This window comes from Dechloromonas hankyongensis (assembly GCF_022012295.1).
Classification (GTDB): Bacteria; Pseudomonadota; Gammaproteobacteria; order Burkholderiales; family Rhodocyclaceae; genus Azonexus; species Azonexus hankyongensis.
Genome location: NZ_JAKLTN010000001.1, coordinates 1718099 through 1740248 on the forward strand (window position 1 = coordinate 1718099; position 22150 = coordinate 1740248).

A 22150-nucleotide genomic window follows, 5' to 3' on the forward strand; every position below is an offset into this window, starting at 1 on the left:
CCGAAGGGGCGCCAACCCAGGGGTCGCCTTCTTTTTGGCTACTTTTTCTTGGCGAAGCAAGAAAAAGTACGCCCGCCCTCAAGGCGGAAAGCAGCGGTCGCGCAAACGCCAACGCATAAGAAGGGACAGAACCCAACGGTTCCCCCCTTAGCAGCGAAGGCAAAGAAACCGGCATTACGCCGCCTCCCGCCACAACCCAAACTCCTTCAACTTCTCAATCGGAATCCCGGTCAGCGACCCCGGCGGGTTCAAAAACTCGCCCAGCTCATCGACGATCGCCATCTCGATCGGACAGATCGCCGCGCACTGCGGCACCCCGTGATCGCCCAGGCATTCGGTGCACTTGCCGTCGTCGATCAGGAAATCCGGCGTGTCCTGGTAGATCGCGTCGTTCGGGCAGACATCGACGCAAGCCCAGCAATTGACGCAGGATTGGGTAATTTGCAGGGCCATTTACGCCACCTTCAGGCTTTCTGCGGCGGGAAGCAGTTTCCCGGTCGCCGCGATTTCCTTATAAACAGCCATCACGGCATCCTCGATCGGCTCCATCGCATGTTCGCCGTTCGGCGCGATGCCGGCGGCTTCCAGCTTGCCCCACGGCTCGTAGCCGATTTTGGAACAGAGCACCACCTCGCAGCCTTCGAGCACGCGGATGTTGCGGTCGAGCAGGGATTCGGTGGCGCCTTCGTCGACCACGTCGCCGTCGCCGCAGGAATCCATGCCGCCGCAGTACAACTCGGTCTTGCGGTGGCTGAGGAAGCGCACGCCTTCGGGGGAGGCCTCGTAGATCAGGAATTCCTTGGCATGGCCGAAGTGCTCGGCGACGACACCGTTCTTGCCGGCGACCGCCATCAGCACCGGCCGCGAACCTTCGGGAATGCCTTCGGCCTTGGGCTTGGCGACTCCGCGCTTGGCTTCCAGCTTCTCGATGATCTCGTCGTGCACCACCTTACGGCGGACCATGGCGGCTTCGTAATCGACGTCCATGACGTCGATCTTGTCGAGCGTGAACTCGTCGCCGCGATCCTCGCCCAACAGGCCGACCGCGTCGGCGCGGCACTGGCGGCAGTGGCGCATCATCGCCATGTCGCCAGCGCAGGCATCCTGCAGCTCCTGCAACTGTTCCGGGGTCGGTTCCGGCTGCTCCATGATGCCGTAGTAGGTGCCGTGCTCGGGCTCGGCGATCAGCGGCATCACGTTGTGCAGGAAGGCGCCCTTGGCCTTGACGATCTTCGAGACTTCCTTGAGATGCTCGTCATTGACGCCGGGAATCAGCACTGAATTCACTTTGACCAGGATGCCGCGGTCGGTCAGCATCTGCAAGCCCTTCTGCTGTTGCTCGATCAGGATGCGTGCGCCCTCGACGCCGGTGATCCGCTTGTTCTCCCAGTAGATCCACGGATAGATCTTGGCGCCGACTTCCGGATCGACACAGTTGATGGTGATCGTCACGTGGTCGATGTTGTGCTGGGCGATGCGGTCGACGTACTGCGGCAGGTTCAGGCCGTTGGTCGACACGCAGAGCTTGATGTCCGGGGCGCGCGCGGAGAGCTGTTCGAAGGTTTCGAAGGTGCGGCCCGGGTTGGCCAAGGGGTCGCCGGGGCCGGCAATGCCGAGCACCGTCATCTGCGGGATTTCGGCGGCAACGGCGAGGACCTTCTTGATCGCCTGGTCCGGCGTCAGCAGCTCGGAGACGACGCCCGGACGCGATTCGTTGGAGCAGTCGTACTTGCGGTTGCAGTAGTTGCACTGGATGTTGCAGGCCGGCGCCACGGCCACGTGCATGCGGGCGAAGTAGTGGTGCGCCTCTTCCGAATAGCAGGGGTGGTCCTGCACCTTGGCTCGGATGTGGTCCGGCAGGTGCGAGAGGGCATCCGGCGCGGTGCCGCAGCCGCTGGAAGAACAACCGCCGCCCTCGGCCGGGGCGCTGTTGCTGATGACGGGAAGTTCCACGATGTAGGCTCCTCGAAAACTGTTCGGAGCCTATTCAGCAATCGCTGTGCCAGTCAGTATTTATTAATTAAAACAACGGTATGGCGCGTTTCGTGAGCGGACTTGTCGGGCGGCTTGTCGGAAAGCCTACAGGGGCGCATGTGCTATGTGGCAAACAGCGTTCTCAGGTACTTCATCAGTCCGCCGAGAATGGGGAGCTTCATGTACAGCTCCTCGGCCGCATCCCAGTAGTCGCGGTGATAAATGACCTTGCCGTCGGCAGCGAATTTCAGATGCGATACGCCGCGGATCCGCTGCATTTCGCTCCGGCCCCACCGGCGGACGCGATAGTGGAAATCCCAGACCAGCATGGCGCCGCTGGCATCGGCGATGCGCTCAGTGACCTCGAAGCGCGGTGCTTCGACCTGGCGGTACATGTGCGCGAAGATGCCCGCGATGGCCTGGACACCACGTACCTCGTTGAACGGGTCCTTGAAATAGGCGTCGGCGCCGTAGAACTCCGGAAAGCGTTCCACCGCTTCCGGCGTCAGCTCCTGGAAGAAGGTGATCAGGCGCTCGAGATCCATGTCAGGCTCCGGTGAAGCGGCGGATGAGCGGGAAGTACCAGCGGTAGGGCAGCAGCGACAGCAGTTTCAGCACGCGGGTGAAGCGCTTCGGAAAATGAATTTCGAAATGGCCCGTGGCGAAGCCGTCCAGGGTGGCGCTAGCTGCCTGTTCGGGCGTCAATAGCGCCGGCATGGCGAAATCGTTTTGGGCGGTCAGCCGGGTCTGCACGAAACCGGGGTTGATGACCCAGACGCCGATGCCGCGCGCTTCCAGATCAAGATGCAGGCATTCGGCAAAGTGGATCAGCGCCGCCTTGCCCGGCCCGTAGCACAACGCCTTGGGCAGCCCGCGGTAGCCGGCGACGCTGGCCACGAAGGCAATGCCGCCGCCCGGCTTGAGGTCGGGCAGCACGGTGGCGGCCAGGCGCAGCGCGCCGTTGAAATTGACCGCGATGACCTGCTCGGCACGGGCCAGATCGAACGCATCGGCGCGCATCGGGACGTAGTCGCCGGCCAGATAAATCACCAGATCGACGCCGCCCCAGGCCGCCAGCAAACTCTGGCGGGCATCGGCCAGTGCGGCCGCATTGGTGGCGTCGCAGGGCAGCAGCAAGGCTTCCTCGATGCCCAGCGCCTGCAACTTGTCGGCAGAACGCGCCGACAGCGCCAGCCGGGCGCCGCGCCGGGCCAGTTCCGTGGCCAGCGCCGCACCGATCCCACTCGAGGCGCCCACCAGCCACACCCGACGGCCGGTCCAGCCGGAGATTTTCGGGTTCATCGCTGCCTCCTTGCCTGCGCTCTCAACGCTTGACGAAGGTCAGCGTCACTTCGCCCAGGTTGAAGCCCCATTTCGACATGTACGAGCGATTCAGCATCACCTTGTCGTCCATCAGGAACATCCAGTCATCGAAATCGACGTGGTAGGTCTTGCCATCTACCGGCAGCGCCAGCACGTAGCGCCAGCGCAGCGCATTGCCGGCCAGTTCGCCCACCGCCTCGCCGACGACGTCGTCGGCGGTGCCGCGATAGCTGCCGTCAGCCTGGCGCTTCAGGGTCCATACCCGGCGCGAAGTCGTGCCGTCCGACCACTTGAAATTCTCGTCGAGCACCCCGGTGTCGCCCTCCCATTTGGCGTCGATGACGACGTGGAAACGCTTCTTCACTTCGCCGGAGCGTCCCTGGAACATGCCCCAGGCGTCCAGCGTGCCGTTCAGGTAGGTCTTCAGGTCGAGGGCGGGCTGTTCGGCCTTGTACTGCTCGACGCCGGTCGAAGCGCAGGCGGTGAGGCCGAGGGAAAAAAGGGCAGCGGTCAGCAGTTTCATGAGCGTATCTCCAGGGAGTTGCGCCAGCGCCAGAGCAGGCTGGCGGCCAGCAGCTTGAAAGTGAGCGGCAGCAGGGCATAGACGCCGATCAGGGCCGTCTGCCCATGGTCGCTGCCCGGCCGGTAGCCGAGCACATCGAGCAGCGGCAGGGCCAGCCCGGCGGCCAGCGCCAGGTTGAGCTTGGTGACGAAATTCCAGATACCGAAGCACACCCCGGCCTGCTCCTGCCGCTCGCCGAGATCGGCCGCAATGGCCGCCGGCAGGGCCAGGTCGGCGCCCAGAGCCAGCCCGGAGGCGAGACAGATGGCCGCAAACGGAAGCAGGTCGCCCGGGCCGAGCAGGGCGGCCCAGCCGAAGGCCAGCATCGCCACGAGCATGGACAGCGCCCAGACGCGCACCCTGCCAAGGCGCACGGACAGCCTGACCCACAGCGGCAGCGAAACGGCACCGGCCACGAAATACAGGGCGAGCAAGGCGCCGCTCTCGGCTACGGCACCCAGCACATCGGCTACGAAGAACAGGAACAGCGTGGCGGGTAGCGCGGCGGCAATGCCATTCGCCACGAACACCACCAGCAGGCGCACAAACGCCTGGTCAGCCAGCGCTCGGGTGAGGCTGCCCAGCATCCGCGTGGATGGATGGCGCGGCGTGGTGGCGCCATCCACCGAGGACAGCGTGATGGCGGCTGCCAGCAGCAACAAGGGGGGCAGAACCCATGACAGACGGGCGGTGCCGACACTCAGGTCATTGGCCAAGATACCCGGCAGGGCTGCGGCGAGGACTACGCCGAGCAGCCCGAATCCTTCGCGTGCCGCGGTCAGCCGGGTCCGTATTACCGAATCGCCGCCCATGGCCGCGCCCCAGGCCTGATAGGCCACCGAGGCAGCCGAAAAGCCGAGATAGGTCAGCACCAGGGAGGCGATCAGCCAGGGCGTTACGAGATTCTGCGGCGGGTTGAGCAAAGCGGTGAACCCGAGGGCAAAGGGCAATAGCGCCACCGCCAACATGCGCCGGCGCGGCAGGCGGTCGGCCAGCCAGCCCAGCCATGGGTCGACGAAGGCGTCGGTCAGGCGAGCGCCGAGCAGGATGGCGCCGAGGATGGCAAGGTCGAGGCCGGTTGTGTCAGCGTAGTAGCGGGGGATGTGGACATAGATGGGGAGCGCGGCGAAGGCCAGCGGCAGGCCGAGAGCTCCGTAGGCGAAAATCCGGCTCGCGGTCATGGCGCGAACACCAGGATGGGGTGCGCCACGCAAGTCAGCGAACACGCCGTGACCATCGCCTCACCCGCGACGCAACAGCGCCGCTCTCAAATCCGGCGCACTCGTTCGCGCATCCAGCCAGATGGCGAAGAAGGCCTCGGCAAAACCGGGCGCCCCGATGGCGCCGATCAGCCGGTCTCCCTGATAAAACCGCGCTCCGCTCGAGCGGTAGACGCCGAGGATATGATCACCCGGCTTCACGTCCGGGAAAATCCGCTGCAATTGCTCGCCCCATTGGTTGAGCATCACCTCGTCCGCCACGAAAGGACGCATTTCCTTGACGCTGGCCTCGGCAATGGCCTTGCCTTCGATGTTGCGTTTGTAGTCGAGACGCAGGGCCAGCGGCGGACGTTGCGGGTCATCGCCGGCCCATAGGGTGGCCTCATAGACGAGGAATCCGAAACGGCGGAATTCCCCGCTGCCCCAGCGCTTGAGCCCGGCGAGGAGTTCGCTGTTGGCGTGGGCGCTCTCCGGAAGAACGAGCGCGGGCGCCGAGAGCAGCGCCAGCAGCAAACTGCGGCGTGTATCCGACGCCGGGTGGCTGTTTCCTGACTGCCTGCTGCAGTACTTCGTTTTGCTGGCATCTTGCAGCGCCCCGGCATTAACGATGAGTGAGTTCGAACTGGACGACATCAATATTCCCGGCCAGGAAGCCGGCCTCGCAATAGCAGAGATAAAGGCGCCACAGGCGACGGAAGGTTTCATCGAAGCCCAGTTCGGCAATCTGCGGCCAGTTGCTTTCGAAGGCGGCACGCCATTCGGCGAGCGTGTCCGCATAGTCGGTGCCGAAGGCAAATTCGTCGGTCACCTGCAGGCCTTGCCGTTCGGCGGCCCGGCGGAAGGCGCTGCGCGACGGCAGCATGCCGCCGGGAAAAATGTATTGCTGGATGAAATCGGTACCATGCCGATAGCTGGCGAACAGGTCGTCGCGGATGGTGATGCTCTGGATCACCGCCTTGCCGCCGCGCTTCAGCGCGCGGGCGACGGTGGCGAAATAGGTCGGCCACCACTGCTCGCCCACGGCCTCGAACATTTCAATGGAGACGAGGTGGTCGAACTGCTCCGTCGTATCGCGATAGTCCTGCAGGCGCAGATCGGCCTGCGGCACGCGACGCTGCGCCCACTCCAACTGTGCGGGCGACAGCGTCAGGCCCGTCACCTTCAGGCCCTCCTGCACCGCCATTTCGGCGAAGCCGCCCCAGCCGCAGCCGATTTCGAGTACCGTTTCGCCGGCCTGCGCCTGCAGGCGGTCGACGATGCGCCGGTATTTTGCATGCTGGGCCGCGAGCAGTGAGCCGTCGTCCTGCGGGCGGTACAGCGCGGCCGAATAGCTCATGCTGGGGTCCAGCCACAGGCGGTAAAAATCGTTGCCCAGGTCGTAGTGGGCCATGATGTTGCGCTTGCTGCCGGTCCGGCTGTTGCGGTTGAACCAGTGGCGCAGGCGCGCCGCCAGCAGTTGCCGCCAGGAACCATAGACGGCTCTGGCCAGCACGTCGCGATTGCGGGCCAGCAAGGCGAGCAGCCCGGTGATATCCGATGAATCCCACTGACCGTCGAGATAGGCCTCGGCCAGCCCGATATCGCCGCGCGCCAGTACGCGGCCGAACATCGCCTCGTCATGGACCTGCAAGGTGATGCCGCGCTCGCCGTTGCCGAACAGCGCGCTGGTTCCATTCGGCAGGCGGACTTCGAGCAGCCCTCTGGTCAGCTTTTCGAGGAGCGAGAAAACGGTACTGGTGTCGCGGTTCTGCACTTCGTGGCCGCGCAGGATCAGGGCCTGATTGACGGTCTGGTTCATTTGGTCGATTCCTGTAGGTGGCGGGGAGCGGGATGCGCGCCGCGGAACGGCACGCCCTTTATCCAGAGCTTGAGCGCCTGCCAGTGGATGCGGGCGATGACGCCCAGCGTCAGGAACGGCATGCGCAAAAAGGCCTTGAGCAAGGCCGCGGCCGACCACGCCTGCGGCTTGCCGGATATCGAAGTGAGCAGCAGTTCGCCTTCGGCATCGTCGTAATCGATCCGACATAGCTGCTGCGCCCGTGCTAGTTGGAAGCGAAAGCGGTAGCCACCCTCGATGTCGTTGAATGGCGAGACGTGGAACCGCTTGTCGGCGTACAGCTCGACCCCATCGGGTAGCGGGTTCCCCTGCCGGTGCAACAGGTAGCTGTGCGTGCCGCCGAAGGTGTTGTTAACCTGGGCCAGGATGGCGACGAGATTGCCGTTGCGGTCGTGGCAGTACCAGAAGCTGACCGGATTGAAGAGGTAACCGAGCACGCGCGGGAAGGTCTGCAGCACGATCTCGCCGTCATTGGGCAGGTCATGGTCGGCCAGCAGCTTCTCGATCCACGGCAGCAAGGGACTGCCATCCCGCGGTCCATGATCCCGACTCTGCAAGCTCAGCACGTTGCTGCGGTCGATGGAGAACAGGGCGCACGCCGCCGCCCGGAGATTGCGCAGCGGTAACTGCACATAAAACACCGGATAGACGAACGCATGGACCACCGGACGCAAGCGCCGATGCATCACGTGGCCGAGGAAGATTCTGGGCTGGGCGTACATGATGCGGCCTCAGGCGCTCTCGGCTTCGCGCGCCAACGCGGCGACGCCACCCTGCCAGGGCGCTTTCACGCCCAGGCCGTTGGCGACGCGTAGCGCGGACTTCAGCCCATCCTCGTGGAAACCGTAGCTACCCCAGGCGCCGGCCAGCCAGATGCCCCCTTCACCCTGCACCTCGGCCAGCCGTTCCTGGGCCGCGATGGCCGGGCCGTCGAAAATCGGGTGGGCATAGTCGAATTCGGCGATGACCCTGGCAGGATCGGGTTCGCGCGCCGGATTCAGCGTCACCACCACCGGCGTTGCGAAGGGCAACGGCTGCAATTTGTTGATCAGGTAAGAGACACCGACGGGTTGATCGCCAGGCTCGCCTTGTCCGGCGAAGTAGTTCCACGCCGACCACAGCTTGCGGTCGCGCGGCAGCAGGGCCGGATCGGTATGCAGTACGGCGCGGTTGGGCTGGTAGCGGATGGCCGATAGCACCTCGCGCTGGCCGTCGCTCGCCGTCATGCCGAGGATCGCCTTGCTCTGGTCGCTGTGGCAGGCCAGCACGACCTGGTCGAAGCATTCGCTGCCGCCGGCATGAGTCACACGCAAACCCGCCCCTTCGCGGGTCACGGCCGTGACCGGGCAAGCGGTACGAACATCGGTGAGCTGGGCAGCGATCTTGCGCACGTACTCGCGACCACCGCCCTTGACGGTACGCCACAGCGGCCGGTCGAAGACCTGCAGCAAGCCGTGGTTCGAGCAGAAGCGGATGAAGGTGGCGAGCGGCATGTCGAGCATTTGCCCCGTCGGACAGGACCAGATCGCCGCCGCCATCGGCAGCAGATACCAGTCCGCGAAGGCCCGCGAATAGCCGCCGGCATCAAGAAAGCTGCGCAGACTCTGCCGATCCTCCGGGTGGCTGAGCAGCCAGGCCGTGCTTTCGCGGTTGAAGCGCAGGATGTCGGAAAGCATCGTCCAGAAGTTGCGCCGCACGAGGTTGCGCTTCTGGCCGAAGATGGTCGCCAGATTGCTGCCCGCCCACTCGATATCCGGGTTTTCCAGGCTGACGGCGAAGGACATCTCGGTTTCGACGCTTTCAACGCCGAGAAGCCCAAACAGCGCAATCAGGTTGGGGTAGGTTTTTTCGTTGAATACGAGAAAGCCGGTATCGACCGGGTGCGTCTTTCCCTCCAGCGTGACGTCTACCGTATTGGTGTGCCCACCCAAGTACGGGCCGGCTTCGAACAGCGTCACGTCATGCGGACGGGAGAGCAACCAGGCGCTGGCCAGACCGGAGATACCTGCGCCGATGACGGCAATGCGTTGTATTTTCATAGGGCTCAACCTCTATTTGTCCTAGACAAAGCGTGCTTTTGTTCGTACAGTAGTGTTCAAAAGAGCACTTGTCAACGGTTTGTCTAACATTTGTTCAGGACAAATTATGAATACCCCAAATTTCAGCATTGCCGCCGTCGAGCGTGATACCGGATTGTCGAAGGACGTCCTGCGCATGTGGGAACGGCGCTACGGCTTCCCGCTACCCGAGCGCGATACCAACGGCGAACGCGCCTATCCGGCCGAACAGGTCGAGCGGCTACGCTTGGTCAAACGCCTTATGGATCAAGGGCATCGCCCCGGAAAGCTGCTGGCGCTACCGGCTGACGAACTGGCCATGCTGGCGCCGCGGCATGCCCGCCTGGCGCGGGTCGAAGCCGCCACGGTCGATACGCAGGGCCTGGAGGAATTGCTGGCGCTGATCAAACAGCACGACGCCAACGGCTACCTGCAGGCGCTGCAGCAACGTCTCGTGCGCCACGGCCTGCAGCGTTTTGTCCAGGACGTCGTGGCGCCCCTCACCCAGCGCGTCGGCGATGCCTGGGAGGATGGCCGCATCGCGGTCTTCGAAGAACACCTGTTTTCGGAATTGACCAAAAGGGTATTGCGACAGGCCATCGCCGTCCTGCCATCGGGTGTCGGTACGCCTCGCGTCTTGCTGACCAGCGTTCCTGACGAGCAACATTTGCTCGGCTTGCTGATGGTGGAAGCGCTATTTGCGCTGGAAGGCGCCGAGTGCATATCCCTCGGTGCACAGACGCCATTGATCGAAATCGGCCATGCCGCTGCGGCGCACCGGGCCGACATCGTCAGTCTGTCTTTTTCTTCCGCCTTCCCCGCGCGCCAGATTCCCGACTTGCTGCAACAGCTCAGACAACTGCTGCCGTCAACGGTTGGCTTGTGGGCAGGCGGTGCCGGCGTCCAGCGCCTGTCGCCACCCGCCGGCGTCCGGCTGTTTTTGACACTGGAGCAAGGTTTGCAGGCCTTGTCGGCGTGGCGGGGCCAGTAGTTGTCATGCCCGATTGAACGATTGTTCCGGGGGCGGGGGTTACCGGTAAAAGCTGCAGGACAAGGCCAAATTTGCACGCCAAATCCGGTCATCTAGCAGTCGGCGGTGGCAGATGGACGCCATTTGCTGCCTGTGGGCCTGGCGGGAATGCGGCTTGCTCGACGTCGAGAATCAGCATGAACGATGTACGAAAGGAGTCCCGCCATGCGTGTAAGTGAAGCAATGACCCGCGACGTCCAAGTCGCCAATCCCAATCAGAGCCTGTATGACGTTGCCCGGATCATGGCCGATTGCGACATCGGTTGCCTGCCCGTCGGCGAGAACGACAAGCTGGTCGGCATGATCACCGACCGCGATATCACGGTCCGGGCGATCGCCAAAGGCAAGGCGGCGGACAGTACCAAAGTGCGCGACGTGATGAGTTCGGACGTCAAATACTGCTACGACGATGCGGAAATCTCGGATGTGGCGCGCAATATGGGCGATATCAAGCTGCACCGCCTGCCGGTTGTCGATCACGACAAGCATCTGGTTGGCATCCTGGCTCTGGCCGATGTCGCCAATTGCGAAGGGCCGGGTGACGCAGGCGTCGCCGTGTGCGGCATTTCCGAACCGCCCGACGTGCTCGGGTGAAATGCTTTGCGTGTTGCCGGCTGCCGGTTTCGGCAGCTTTGCCGACGAAAACCTGCACTCTCCCGCTCAGTCCCCGGTCGACCGCCGTCCCGCCTTGATCTCCCCCCGCCGTCCCTTTTGTTCGAGGCGCCGTTTGACCGAACCGTGCGTCGGCTTGGTCGGTCGGCGTTTGCGCGGCAGCACGGCGACGCTGTTCACCAGCAGTTCCAGGCGGCGCAGCGCTTCGGCGCGGTTCTTTTCCAGGCTGCGGAATTCCTGCGCCTTGATGATCACCACCCCGTCCTTGCTGATCCGTTGATCGCCCAGCTTGAGCAGGCGTTCCTTGATTTCCGGCGGCAGCGAGGAGCCGGTGATGTCGAAGCGCAGATGGACGGCGTTCGACACCTTATTGACGTTCTGCCCGCCGGCCCCTTGGGCGCGGATGGCGGTAAATTCAATTTCGGTGGGGGAGAGGGTTAAAAAAGGCGGCATGGCGGCGGGATGAAATTGGGGTTATCGGGCGGCTGATCGATTCGGCTTCGCTTTACGCCTTCGCCTTGGCGAAGGCCAGTGCCCGGGCGATGGCTTCGTCGAGTTCGGGCGAACCGGGATTGCTCCAGTAATTGGCGTAGAGCGGCAGAGGCTGGAGTGGGAGTTCGCTGGCCAGCAGGGTGATGTGGTGACGGCTGCGCAGTTCCTCCGCCGCCGCCCGCGGCAGCGTAGCCAGGCCGAAGCCGCTTTCCACCAGCTTGACCAGCGCCGAGATGGACGAAATGGTATGCACGCGCTTGTCGCTGATCCCTGCGTTGCCGAGCGATTCGAGCAAGGCGACATGGGGTTGCGAGCCGCGCTGGAAGGTCAGCAATTCGGTGTCGAGCAGCGCTGCGATGCTCAGCGGCAGCGTTTCATCCACATTCGATGGGCCGACGAAGACCATTTCCATGGGGGCCAAGGCTTCGTTGGCAATCCCTTGGCCGATGGCCGGCGAGGCCGAGAAAACCAGGTCGAGGCCGCCGCGGCGGACCTGTTCGTTGAGCACATGGGTCATTTCGACATTGAGTTCGAATTCGATCTTCGGGTACTCGCCCTTCAGCGATTCCATCAGCGGAATGAGCCAGGTATGCAGCACCGTCTCGATGCCGCCGACGCGCAGCGACAGCGGCAATTGCTCCGGGGTGCCGAGTTCGCGCTTGAGATCGAGTTGCAGGGCGAGGAAGCGTTCGGCGTAGTCGAGGAAGCGGTTGCCGGCATTGGTCAGGCGGAAGACCCGGTCGCGGCGGTCGATCAGCGGCACGCCCAGTTCCTCCTCCAGCGCGGCAATACGGCAGGAAACGGCGGATTGGGTCAGGAACAGTTTCTCCGCCGTGCGCGAGATGCTTTGCAGACGGGCGACCCAGACGAAGGCTTCGACAAAACGCAGATTCACGGGCTCTCCTGGCGATAGGGCAGGGGCCAGCCGTGTGCCCCGCCGCACAGCTTAGCGCCGAAAACCTTTCCGGGCAGTAGGCGACTCCAAAAAAATCGATGGACTCACAAAGAAATTTTTCGTTTGTGGGCGCCCAAAACGTCAGCGCATACTCGGCGCACATTACAAAAAAACCGGAGACAACATGACGACAGTGACACCTGCTGCGCCTACGCAGCTGCTCGCCCAAACCGGCCTGGAAGCGCGCCAGGCCATCCGTTCCGGCCGCTGGTCGGGGCATACCAGCGGCACCGCGCCGCATTTCGTCCAAGGCAACGTGGTCATCCTGCCCGAAGCCCTGGCCAACGACTTCCTGCGCTTCTGCCAGCGCAATCCCAAGCCGTGCCCGCTGCTCGCCGTGTCCGAGCCGGGCGATCCGCGCTTGCCGCGCCTGGGGGCCGATCTCGACATCCGCACCGATGTGCCGCGCTACCGGGTGTGGCGCAAGGGCGAACTGGTCGACGAGGTGACCGACATCGGCGCCCTGTGGCGCAACGATCTGGTGACCTTCGTCATCGGCTGCTCCTTCTCTTTCGAACAGCCGCTGATCGACGCCGGCATCCCGCTGCGCCATATCGCCCAGGGCAAGAACGTGGCGATGTACCGGACCAATATCCAGACGGCACCGGCCGGCCCGTTCCATGGCCCGATGGTGGTGTCGATGCGGCCGATGACCCCGGCCAACGCCATCCGCGCCGTACAGGTGACGGCCCGCGTGCCGGCCGTGCATGGCGCGCCGGTGCATCTCGGCGATCCAGCCCTGATCGGCATCGCCGACCTGGCCACGCCGGATTTCGGCGATGCGGTCGATATCCTGCCCGGTGAAATGCCCGTCTATTGGGCCTGTGGCGTCACGCCGCAAGCCGTGGTCATGGAAGCCAAGCCGGATTTCTGTATCACCCACGCGCCGGGCGCCATGCTGGTCACCGACCTGCTGGACAGCGAACTGGCGTTCTAGGGGCGCAAATACCCAAGTTTCAACGAGAGAGCACTTCTTCGCCGGATTTCGCCAAAGAGCGATAGCGACGGCTTTTAATCCACTCATTCAGGAGACAAACCGTGTGGATATCCGAAACGAACACCAATGAAAGAAAGACGCTCGTCGCCGCATTTGCCGGCTACGGCGTCGATGCTTTTGACTACATGATCTACACCTTCCTCATCCCGACGCTGATGGCGGCGTGGACCATGAGCAAGGTAGAAGCCGGCTACATCGCTACCGGCGCCCTCGTCACCTCGGCCATCGGCGGCTGGGCGGCGGGCATCCTTGCCGACAAGTACGGGCGGGTCCGTGTGCTGCAATGGACGGTGATGTGGTTCACGCTATTCACCTTCCTGTCCGGCTTCACCAATTCCTTCGAGCAGCTGTTCTTCACCCGCGCCATGCAGGGCTTCGGCTTCGGTGGCGAATGGTCGGTCGGTGCCGTGCTGATTGCCGAAATGATCCAGGCCAAGCATCGCGGCAAGGCGGTCGGCCTCGTCCAGAGTAGTTGGGCCGTCGGCTGGGGTGCTGCCGCCATCGCCTTCTGGGCGGTCTATGCCGTGCTGCCGGCCGAGCAGGCCTGGCGCGTGCTGTTCTGGCTGGGCATTCTGCCGGCTTTCCTGATTTTCTACATCCGCCGCAATATCAAGGACCCCGAGGTCTTCCACGCCACCCAGGCCAAGAAGAAGGCCGAAGGCGGCGGCAATTTCTGGGAAATTTTCTCGCCGCGCCTCCTGAAGACCACCATCCTGGCCAGCCTGCTGTCCACCGGCATGATGGGCGCCTACTACGCGGTGACCACCTGGCTGCCGACCTTCCTCAAGGTCGAGCGCAAGCTGTCGGTGCTCGGCACCAGCGGCTACCTGCTGGTCCTCATCCTCGGCTCCTTCATCGGCTACCTGACCAGCGCCTACCTGTCGGACAAGCTCGGCCGCCGCTACTGCTTCATGCTGTTCGCCACCTGCGCCGGGACGCTGGTCTACATCTACACCCACATCCCGATCACCGACGGCCTGATGCTCTTCCTCGGCTTCCCGCTCGGCTTCTTCCTGTCCGGCATCTTCTCCGGCATGGGCGCTTACCTGGCCGAACTATTCCCCAACGAGCTGCGCGGCTCGGGGCAGGGCTTCTGCTACAACTTCGGCCGCGCTGCCGGTGCCATGTCGCCCGCCCTGGTCGGCTATCTGAGCACCTCCAACCCGCTCGGCGAAGTAATCGGCGTGCTCGCTGCCGGCGGCTACCTGCTGGTCATCCTGGCCTGCCTGCCGCTGCCGGAAACGCAAGGCCGCGACCTGGCCCTGCAACCCGCCTAAACCTCTCCCTCAACAGTCAACGCAGTCTCCCCGGCGCACAGCGCGGTGCCGCCGGCGGGGAGTTGCGCGAAAGAAATTCATGGAAAACACCGCCAAGATTCCGTCCTACCTGTCGCGGGACTCGCTCGGCCCCTGGGAAACCTATCTGGTCCAGATCGACCGCGTCGAACCCTACCTCGACAAGGCCCTGCTGCCCTGGGTCGAAACCCTGACCCGGCCGAAGCGTTCGCTGATCGTCGATGTCCCGATCCGCCTCGACAACGGCGTCATCGCCCACTACGAGGGCTATCGCGTCCAGCACAACCTGTCGCGCGGGCCGGGCAAGGGCGGCATCCGCTTCCACCCCGAGGTCACGCTGACCGAAGTGATGGCGCTGTCGGCCTGGATGACGATCAAGAACGCCGTGGTCAATGTGCCCTACGGCGGCGCCAAGGGCGGCATCCGGGTCGATCCGAAAAAGCTGACCATCGAGGAACTGGAACGGCTGACCCGCCGCTATGCCAGCGAAATCAACATCCTGATCGGCCCGGACAAGGACATCCCGGCGCCGGACATCAATACCAACGAGCAGATCATGGCCTGGTTCATGGATACCTACTCGGTCAATCAGGGCAAGACGACCACCGGCGTTGTCACCGGCAAGCCGGTGTCGCTCGGCGGCAGCCTCGGCCGCCACGATGCGACAGGGCGCGGCGTCTTCATCTGCACGGTCGAAGCCGCTCGCCACCTGGGTATTGCCATTGCCGGGGCCAAGGTTTCCATCCAGGGTTTCGGCAACGTCGGCGAGGCGGCCGCCCGACTGTTCGCCGATGCCGGCGCCAAGGTGGTGGCCATCCAGGACGAGACCGGCTCCATCCACAACGGGCGCGGTCTCGATGTACGCCAGGTGCGCAAGCATCGCCTGGAGACGGGCAGCCTGGCCGGCGCGCCGGGTTCCGAGCCGATAAGCGGCGACGACTTCTGGGGCTGCGAAGTGGACATCCTGGTGGCCGCCGCCATGGAAAACCAGATCACCGAGAAGAACGCCCCGGCCATCCGCGCCAAGATCGTGGCCGAAGGCGCCAACGGGCCGACCACGCCGGCGGCCGACCTGATCCTGCAGGAACGCAATATCCTGGTCATCCCCGACGTGCTGGCCAATGCCGGCGGCGTCACGGTCAGCTATTTCGAATGGGTGCAGGACATCAGCGCCTTTTTCTGGTCGGAAGACGAGATCAACGCCCGCCTCGACAAGATCATGCGCGACGCCTTCGCCGCCGTCTGGGAAGCCGCACAAAGCAAGGGTATCCTGTTGCGGACTGCCGCCTTCGTCCTCGGCTGCGAACGGGTTCTCATGGCCCGCAAGCTGCGCGGCCTTTATCCCTGAGCGATTCTTACGGCCATGACCGCTGATTCCTCCATTTTGCCCGTCCGCCTGCTCAGCGTCGGCGATGCCGCCTGGACTGTCGAGTTCGGGTCGGCCATCGATCCGGCCATCCACGGCCGGGTGCTCGGCTTCTGCAGCCTGCTCGATACGCTGTCCGGCGACGGCCGCCTGGAGGGCGTGGTCGAATGGGTGCCGACCTTCCGTTCGGTGACTGTCCATTTCCGGCCGGAACAGGCCGATGCCATGGCCTTGCGCGACCTGCTCGGCGAACTGGCCGGCAAGAGCGGCATCCTGTCGGCCGCCGGTTGCCGCTGGCACATCCCGGTCTGCTTCGACGCCGACTGCGCGCCGGACCTGGCCGACGTGGCGGCGGCCAAGGGCCTGACCCCGGAGGCAGTGGTGCAACTGCTCACCGACAGCGTGTTCTCGGTGTACATGCTCGGCTTCCTGCCCGGTTTCCCCTACCTGGGCGGCGTGCCCGAGGTGCTGGACATGCCACGCCTGGCCAGTCCGCGCAAAGTCGTGCCGGCCCGCTCGATCGCCATCGCCGGGCGCATGTGCGCCGCCTATCCGTGGGAAAGCCCGGGCGGCTGGCGTTTGCTCGGGCGCACGCCGATTCGCCTGTTCGACGCGGCCAATGCGCGCCGGCCGGCCCTGCTGGCGCCGGGCGACCAGGTGGTCTGGGAAGCCATCGATTCGGCCGCCTATGCTGAGATTGATCGTGAATGCGCTGCTGGCAGTTTCGATCTGGCCAGCCTGATGCGCGAAGGAGGGGCGTGATGGCGGCTATTGTTGAAGTCACGGAAGCTGGCCTCGCCGTCACCATCCAGGACCGCGGCCGCTACGGCTATCGCAATATCGGCGTGCCGGTGTCCGGGGCGCTCGATCCCTTCCTGATGACCGCAGCGAACGCCTTGCTCGGCAACGATCCCGATGCCGCGGTGCTGGAAGTCTGTCTGGGCGGCCCGTCCCTCAAGGCCCTGTCCGGCACCGTGCGCATTTCGCTGGCTGGCGAGATCACGGCCCAGGTGGTCAATACCCGCGGCCGCGTGCTCAAGGTGGAAGCCTGGCAGACGGCGACGCTGTTCCCCGGGGATGTGGTGCGCATCGGCGGCGTGGCGCGCGGTGTCGCCTGTGTCGGTATTTCCGGCGGTTTTCAGGTGCCGCTGCAACTGGGCAGCCGCTCGACCTATCTGCGGGCGCGGCTCGGCGGCGTCGAGGGGCGGGCGCTGGCCACTGGCGACCGCCTGCAATGCGATCCGCTGACCGGCAATCCGTGGGTGGAAGCCTGCGGAACGCTGAACTGGCCGGTCGAGTCGGGGCCGATCCGGATATTGCTCGGGCCACAGGACGACTACTTCACGCCGGAAGCCCTGGCTGCCTTTCTCGGCACGCCCTACCGCGTGACCCGCGACATGGACCGCATGGGCATTCGCTTCGACGGCGGGAAATTGAGCCACAACGAGCAGGGGGCGGAAATCGTCTCCGACGGCGTGGCGCCCGGTTCCATCCAGGTGCCGGCCAATGGCCAGCCCATCGTGCTGATGGCCGATTGCCAGACTTCCGGCGGCTATCCCAAGATCGCCACGGTCATCCGCGCCGATCTGGCGCGCCTGGCGCATGTCCGGCCGGGCGACGAGGTGCATTTCGTCGCCGTCGACCATGCCCAGGCAGCCGCCGCGCTGCGCGAGCAGGCCCAACTGGTGAGCCGCTGGTGCGAAGCGCTGGGCAGCTTCCGCCCGCCCGGCGTGATCGATGAGGCGGCGCTTTACGACGGCAACCTGATCAGCGGCGCCATACGCGGCGACGAACTGGCCTGGTATGCGGCATAACGCGGTATAAACCTGGAATTCGCGGAGAACAAAATGTCGATCAAGATCAACCTCAACGCCGATCTCGGCGAAAGCTACGGCGCGTGGACCATGGGCAACGATGCCGACATGCTGCCGCTGGTCGGCTCGGCCAACCTGGCTTGCGGTTTTCATGGCGGCGATCCGCTGGTCATGCGGAAGACCCTGCAACTGGCCAGGCACCACGGCGTCGGCGTCGGCGCCCATCCGTCCTACCCCGACCTGCAGGGCTTCGGACGCCGCCGCATGGCCATGGCGCCGGATGAACTGGAGGCGGCCATCCTCTATCAGATCGCCGCGCTGGACGGCATGGCTCGGACCGAAGGCCTGCGTGTGCAACACGTCAAGCCGCACGGTGCGCTGAACAATGCCGCCTGTGCCGACCGCGCGCTGGCCGACACCATCGTGCGCGCGATCCGCGCCTACGATCCGGCGCTGATCCTGCTTGCTCCGGCACTCTCCGAACTGTGTGCGGCCGGCCATGCCGCCGGGCAGCCGGTGGTCGAGGAAATCTTCGCCGACCGGGCCTATCTCGACGACGGGCAACTGGTGCCGCGCAGCCGCCCGGATGCCATGGTCCATGGTGCCGAAGCCAGCTATGCCCACGTCCGGCGCATGCTCGACGAAGGTGCCATCGTCAGCGTCACCGGCAAGCGCCTGCCGTGCCGGATCGGCAGTATCTGCGTCCATGGCGACGGGGCGGAAGCGGTGGCCACCGCGCGTTACCTGCGCGAGCGCCTGAGTGCTGACGGTTGCACACTGGTCGGGCTGACCGAGCTGGCCGCCTGACGGAAGGCGCGCTTACGGCCGCTTCTCCGCCGACGGGCAAGGCGCTGCGGCAGCCCCGATTTTCGGCAGGTCGCCGTTCAGGTTGAGCAGCGCGCCGTAGATGCCGGTCAGGGCGAGGCCGCCAAGCACCAGCCGGCTGCCGGCGCCGAGGCCGGTGGGCAGGAGCAGGCTGATCTGCCAGGCGCTAAGGCCGGCGACCACCACGCAGCCGAGCAGGCGGGCCAGCTTGGTCCAGTCCTGCAAGCGGCGGATCGGGATGCCGGTGTGGCGGGCGATGCGGCGCAGCGTCAGGGCGCGGTCGACGAGCAGGGCGGCGACGCTGCCGAGCGCGGCGCCGGGCAGGCCGAGGGCGTGGGCTGCCAGCCAGCTGATGCCGGCCGACACGACGACCAGCAGTGCGTTGATGCGCAGGACGAACAGTCCGTCGCGGTGGAGCAGCGTCAGGCTGGACAATTCGACGAGCAGGACGGTCAGGCCCAGCGCGAAGACCCGCATGGCCGGCGCCGCGGCCAGGTAGTCGGGCGTGAAGACGAGGCCGATCAGTTCTTCGGCAAAAACGAAGGTGAAGGCGAGCAGCGGGTAGGCGACCAGCGACACGGTGCTGTTGGCCTGGCTGTTCAGTCGGATGGTGCCGGCAAAGTCGGCGGCGGCATGCAGCCGGCTCATGCTGGGCAGAAAGACGTGATTGACCGACTGCCGGCACAGATTGACCAGCGGGCCGAGCATGGTGGCAATCGAGAAGGCGGCGAACTGGCCGAGCGGGAACAGGCCAGCCGCCACCCACAGGCCCGCTTGGGCGCGCAGCTGGTAGAGCGCGTCGGCCAGGCCGAACGGGGCGGCATGGCCCAATTGCCCGCGCAGTTGGCGCCAGCCCAGCCACGGACCGGCCAGGCCATGATGGCGGGCGACGTAGATGCCCAGCAGGGCGGCCTTGAGCAGCAGCACGGCGAGCAGCAGCCAAAGCATGACGACCAGGTCGCCAGTCAGCCAGGCGGCGGCGGACAGCACCAGGGCGCGCAGCAGGGCCAGCGACAGGGTTACGGCGGCCTGCCAGGCCAGGCGTTCTTCTATGGTCGGCAGGGTGTCGAGCAGCAGCGTCGCCGCGTAGAGGAAGACCAGGGCCGGCAGCAGCGCGGCGGTCGGGCCGAGGGTACGGATGCTGTCCGGCAGCCACGGGTTGAGCGGGCTGACGGCGAGGGCGGCGAGGCTGCCGGCGACGGCCAGGTAGAGCCAGGTCTGGCGCACGTACAGCCGCCGTTCGGCCGGCGTGGCGCGGGGCAGGAAATAGTAGAGGACGCCGTGCATTTCCATGGGCACGAAGCTCATCGCAGTCATGATGGCCAGCCAGATCAGCCGGTATTCGCCGAAGGACTCGGCGCTCAGGAAGCGGGCGAGGACGACCGGCAGCACGAACTGCACGGCGTAGCCGACCGCATTGACCGTACCCAGCGACAGCGCCCGGCGGTGCAGGGCCGCCGTGGTCGGCATGGGGCCGGAGCCGGTCGCAGTCATGGTGCGCCGGCCCGGCGGGGTCTGTCGCGGCTCATGGCCGGACTTTCAAAGGCCGCCCGTCTTGCGTGCGAAGCGGGGAAAGCCGGGCAGGGCGCCGGCCACGGTCCGCCCCAGGCTGGCGGCCACCTGCCTGATCCGCCGGCGCAGGCCGGCCAGCGCCAGCAGCAGCGTGCCGATCCCGGTCGTGGCGAAAACGCCGCTCACCAGTTCCCGCTTGTCGAGCCACAGCTTGTCGATGAAGCCGCCTTCGACCGAGCCGCTGTCGACCAGATCGAAATGCCCGACCGCCTCCTTGGCCCTTTCCAGCAGGTGCAGTTCGTTGAGCATGCCGGGGGAGTAGCGGGCGCAGGCGGGGTCCCAGCTGATCTTGAAGGCGAAGGCCGCGTTGCCCGATACCAGGTTGCAGGTCGAGGCGATCACCTGGCCGGCGTGCAGCAGTTCGGTAAAGAAGACGCTGCCGGTGTCGCGGAAGCCGGCGATCATTTCGCGGAAGAAGCGTTCATGGGCCGGATCGGCGCGCACCGAGGTGCCCGCCTTGCCTTTCCATCCCATGTGCTCGAGGGCGATGAAGCGCTCGACGACCTCGTCGCCGACTTCGTTGCCGTAGTGGATTCGCCAGTCGGTGGGGCCGTTCTCCTCCAGGCGACGCCGGCAACGGTGCAGGTTTTTCAGCACTGCTTTGGGTATCCGCGCGATCAGGTCTGCCGTATCGTGGCGCCAAGGCAGCAGGACGGCGCGCCGCATGCGCGCCGATTCAGACCACCACAGGTGCCGCCGGTGCGCCACTTCCTGCAGCAGGCGGTCGAGGGCATCGCCGGCGCTCAGCCAGTCGAAACGGACACCGTGCCAGCCGCTTCCCGGCCGGCTGACGAAAGCGAAAAAAGCGTCGACCGCCGCCGGCGCCTGCCGACCATCGACCAGCAGGCCGCTCAGGTAGGTGTGTTTGGAGCGAAAGCTGACCAGGGCCTGCCAGTGGAAAAAGGGCAGCAGGCGCCGGGTCTGGAAGACACCGAGCCCAATCAGATCGCCGCGCCCGGTCTCGATCAGGATGATGCTGACCGGATCGGGGGGCGCGATATGGGTCAGGGCCGGCAGGATGAACATCGGCGTCAGATAGGCATTGGGCACCAGGGCGTGCTCGGCCAGGCATCGCCACGCTTCGATCAGGTCACTATCGAGCCCACTGGGAGAAATGTTGCGGGCAGTGATGCCGCCGACTTGGTAAGGGGAATGTTTTCCGGTGGTCGCGAAGTCGCATGAATCTCGGTGCATGGAGGCCTCGGCTGGTATCGGTCTGGATGCCGATTGTCCCGAGGCAAGACCGGCTTTTTGTGGCTTCCTACCCTGCCGGATGGACTAGGTCGGCGACGGATTTGCCAACGTCATTGGTGTGGGGTGGGGCCGGGAGCAGCAGCACCCGGCACGATCAGCGACGATTAGTCGGCGGCAAGGCGCGCGAAGCTGAGCAGCCGGACATCCACTGTCATCGACAGCTCGGTCAGCGCCGCCGCCCGGGCGCGGCCCTCGGCACTGGCGCGGTAGAGGTGTGGCGTCATCGCCAGCAGGTCGGCGATCTGCTCCTGGCCGGCGACCGTCAGCGGATAGCGCACGCTTTCGCTGGCGAGCAGCGAAAAGCCGTCCGGTATCCGCGTTTCGGCGGGGCGTTCTTCCTTCAGCGCCGGGTAGATGATTTCGCGCAATTCGCGCAGGTGCTCGGGGCCGGCGTCGACCTGGATGAGCCGGCCGCCCGGTTTGAGGACACGGGCGAATTCGGGATAGACCGGGAAGCCGAACATGCACAGCACGCGGTCGAGCGTGCCGGGCAGCGCCGGCAGGTTGGCATTGCTGCCGACCACCCAGGCCGGGCGCTTGTCCTGCTTGGCGGCGGCCTGCACCGCCCACTTGGAGATGTCGAGGCCGAGTATGGCTAGGCTCTGCCCTTCGCCGGCCGCGGCGGCCAGTTGCCGCAAGTAGTAGCCTTCGCCGCAGCCGGCGTCGAGGCAGGCCGCTGCGCCGTCGACCGGCAGGTCAACCAGAGTCGCGGCGGCGACGGCATCGGCAATCGGCCGGTAGTGCCCGGCATTGAGGAAGCGGCGGCGGGCGGCAACCATTTCCTTGCTGTCGCCCGGATCGCGCGAACGCTTGTTCTGCACCGGCAACAGGTGGGTGTAGCCCTGGCTGGCGATGTCGAAATTGTGGCCGGCGGCGCACTGCCAGGCAGCGCCCTGGCGGTGCAGCGGGGCGCCGTCGAGCGGGCAGGCCAGGGCGGTGAAGGGCAGGATGCTCATGCGGTTGGG

23 protein-coding genes are annotated in these 22150 nt (G+C 65.3%); 8 read left to right on the forward strand and 15 right to left on the reverse strand.

The features are described from left to right. Positions 1 to 174: 174 nt before the first annotated feature. The 10 genes from LZ012_RS08205 to LZ012_RS08250 form a co-directional block, all read right to left on the reverse strand. On the reverse strand, positions 175 to 453 hold the full coding sequence (locus tag LZ012_RS08205; RefSeq protein WP_275709460.1) for a 4Fe-4S binding protein: 279 nt from the start codon (positions 451 to 453) through the stop codon (positions 175 to 177). After that, the gene (gene nifB / locus LZ012_RS08210; protein ID WP_275709462.1) at positions 454 to 1953 is read right to left on the reverse strand and encodes a nitrogenase cofactor biosynthesis protein NifB; all 1500 of its coding nucleotides are present in this window, start codon (positions 1951 to 1953) and stop codon (positions 454 to 456) included. It lies immediately after the preceding gene. Between the two features lie 143 nt (positions 1954 to 2096). Next, a complete protein-coding gene (locus LZ012_RS08215; protein WP_275709464.1) occupies positions 2097 to 2519 on the reverse strand; it encodes a nuclear transport factor 2 family protein in 423 nt (140 codons plus the stop codon). A 1-nt stretch (position 2520) separates the two neighbouring features. Then, a complete protein-coding gene (locus LZ012_RS08220) occupies positions 2521 to 3276 on the reverse strand; it encodes an SDR family NAD(P)-dependent oxidoreductase (protein WP_275709466.1) in 756 nt (251 codons plus the stop codon). 22 nt (positions 3277 to 3298) lie between these two features. Next, positions 3299 to 3820, reverse strand: a complete 522-nt coding sequence (locus tag LZ012_RS08225; protein WP_275709468.1) for a DUF3833 domain-containing protein — start codon at positions 3818 to 3820, stop codon at positions 3299 to 3301. Continuing rightward, complete coding sequence (locus tag LZ012_RS08230) at positions 3817 to 5040, reverse strand: MFS transporter (RefSeq protein WP_275709470.1); 1224 nt, start codon at positions 5038 to 5040, stop codon at positions 3817 to 3819. The genes LZ012_RS08225 and LZ012_RS08230 overlap by 4 nt, the downstream gene beginning before the upstream one ends. A gap of 60 nt (positions 5041 to 5100) precedes the next feature. Continuing rightward, positions 5101 to 5712, reverse strand: a complete 612-nt coding sequence (locus LZ012_RS08235) for a chalcone isomerase family protein (protein ID WP_275709472.1) — start codon at positions 5710 to 5712, stop codon at positions 5101 to 5103. Next, positions 5681 to 6877, reverse strand: a complete 1197-nt coding sequence (locus tag LZ012_RS08240) for an SAM-dependent methyltransferase (protein WP_275709474.1) — start codon at positions 6875 to 6877, stop codon at positions 5681 to 5683. The genes LZ012_RS08235 and LZ012_RS08240 overlap by 32 nt, the downstream gene beginning before the upstream one ends. Continuing rightward, on the reverse strand, positions 6874 to 7638 hold the full coding sequence (locus LZ012_RS08245; protein WP_275709476.1) for a DUF1365 domain-containing protein: 765 nt from the start codon (positions 7636 to 7638) through the stop codon (positions 6874 to 6876). Before LZ012_RS08245 ends, LZ012_RS08240 begins: the two co-directional genes overlap by 4 nt. A 9-nt stretch (positions 7639 to 7647) precedes the next feature. Continuing rightward, entirely contained in the window at positions 7648 to 8955 is a 1308-nt protein-coding gene (locus tag LZ012_RS08250) for an NAD(P)/FAD-dependent oxidoreductase (protein ID WP_275709478.1), read from the reverse strand. Between the two features lie 106 nt (positions 8956 to 9061). Here LZ012_RS08250 and LZ012_RS08255 point away from each other — a divergent pair, with 106 nt between their 5' ends. Together LZ012_RS08255 and LZ012_RS08260 are read left to right on the forward strand one after the other, a co-directional pair. Further along, complete coding sequence (locus tag LZ012_RS08255; protein ID WP_275709480.1) at positions 9062 to 9964, forward strand: MerR family transcriptional regulator; 903 nt, start codon at positions 9062 to 9064, stop codon at positions 9962 to 9964. Positions 9965 to 10168: 204 nt separating this feature from the next. After that, positions 10169 to 10597, forward strand: a complete 429-nt coding sequence (locus LZ012_RS08260; RefSeq protein WP_275709482.1) for a CBS domain-containing protein — start codon at positions 10169 to 10171, stop codon at positions 10595 to 10597. Positions 10598 to 10663: 66 nt separating this feature from the next. Here the strand turns inward: LZ012_RS08260 and arfB are convergent, their stop codons facing one another. Continuing rightward, a complete protein-coding gene (arfB, locus tag LZ012_RS08265; RefSeq protein ID WP_275709483.1) occupies positions 10664 to 11068 on the reverse strand; it encodes an alternative ribosome rescue aminoacyl-tRNA hydrolase ArfB in 405 nt (134 codons plus the stop codon). Between the two features lie 52 nt (positions 11069 to 11120). Continuing rightward, positions 11121 to 12002: a LysR family transcriptional regulator gene (locus LZ012_RS08270; protein ID WP_275709485.1), complete on the reverse strand. Its 882-nt coding sequence runs from the start codon at positions 12000 to 12002 to the stop codon at positions 11121 to 11123. Positions 12003 to 12186: 184 nt separating this feature from the next. On the opposite strand from LZ012_RS08270, the gene LZ012_RS08275 reads away from it, so the two are divergent. The 6 genes from LZ012_RS08275 to LZ012_RS08300 all read left to right on the forward strand — a co-directional run bounded on the left by LZ012_RS08275 (position 12187) and on the right by LZ012_RS08300 (position 18341). Beyond that, positions 12187 to 12999 carry a putative hydro-lyase gene (locus tag LZ012_RS08275; protein ID WP_275709487.1) on the forward strand — a complete coding sequence of 271 codons (813 nt, stop codon included), beginning with the start codon at positions 12187 to 12189 and terminating at the stop codon, positions 12997 to 12999. 101 nt (positions 13000 to 13100) lie between these two features. Further along, positions 13101 to 14336, forward strand: coding sequence for an MFS transporter (locus LZ012_RS08280; RefSeq protein ID WP_275709489.1), 1236 nt, complete (start codon positions 13101 to 13103; stop codon positions 14334 to 14336). Positions 14337 to 14415: 79 nt separating this feature from the next. Continuing rightward, positions 14416 to 15702, forward strand: coding sequence for a Glu/Leu/Phe/Val family dehydrogenase (locus tag LZ012_RS08285; RefSeq protein ID WP_275709491.1), 1287 nt, complete (start codon positions 14416 to 14418; stop codon positions 15700 to 15702). Between the two features lie 15 nt (positions 15703 to 15717). After that, on the forward strand, positions 15718 to 16482 hold the full coding sequence (pxpB, locus tag LZ012_RS08290) for a 5-oxoprolinase subunit PxpB (protein WP_275709493.1): 765 nt from the start codon (positions 15718 to 15720) through the stop codon (positions 16480 to 16482). Further along, positions 16482 to 17534, forward strand: coding sequence for a 5-oxoprolinase subunit C family protein (locus LZ012_RS08295; protein WP_275709495.1), 1053 nt, complete (start codon positions 16482 to 16484; stop codon positions 17532 to 17534). Before pxpB ends, LZ012_RS08295 begins: the two co-directional genes overlap by 1 nt. A 33-nt stretch (positions 17535 to 17567) precedes the next feature. Then, positions 17568 to 18341 (forward strand): LamB/YcsF family protein, encoded by a 774-nt coding sequence (locus LZ012_RS08300; protein ID WP_275709497.1) that lies wholly within the window; start codon positions 17568 to 17570, stop codon positions 18339 to 18341. Between the two features lie 12 nt (positions 18342 to 18353). Here LZ012_RS08300 and LZ012_RS08305 read toward each other — a convergent pair whose 3' ends face one another. The 3 genes from LZ012_RS08305 to LZ012_RS08315 all read right to left on the reverse strand — a co-directional run bounded on the left by LZ012_RS08305 (position 18354) and on the right by LZ012_RS08315 (position 22141). Then, positions 18354 to 19853 (reverse strand): lipopolysaccharide biosynthesis protein, encoded by a 1500-nt coding sequence (locus LZ012_RS08305; RefSeq protein WP_275709499.1) that lies wholly within the window; start codon positions 19851 to 19853, stop codon positions 18354 to 18356. 45 nt (positions 19854 to 19898) lie between these two features. Beyond that, the gene (locus LZ012_RS08310) at positions 19899 to 21125 is read right to left on the reverse strand and encodes a GNAT family N-acetyltransferase (RefSeq protein WP_275709501.1); all 1227 of its coding nucleotides are present in this window, start codon (positions 21123 to 21125) and stop codon (positions 19899 to 19901) included. Positions 21126 to 21289: 164 nt separating this feature from the next. Next, complete coding sequence (locus LZ012_RS08315; RefSeq protein WP_275709503.1) at positions 21290 to 22141, reverse strand: putative RNA methyltransferase; 852 nt, start codon at positions 22139 to 22141, stop codon at positions 21290 to 21292. Between the last annotated feature and the right edge of the window lie 9 nt (positions 22142 to 22150).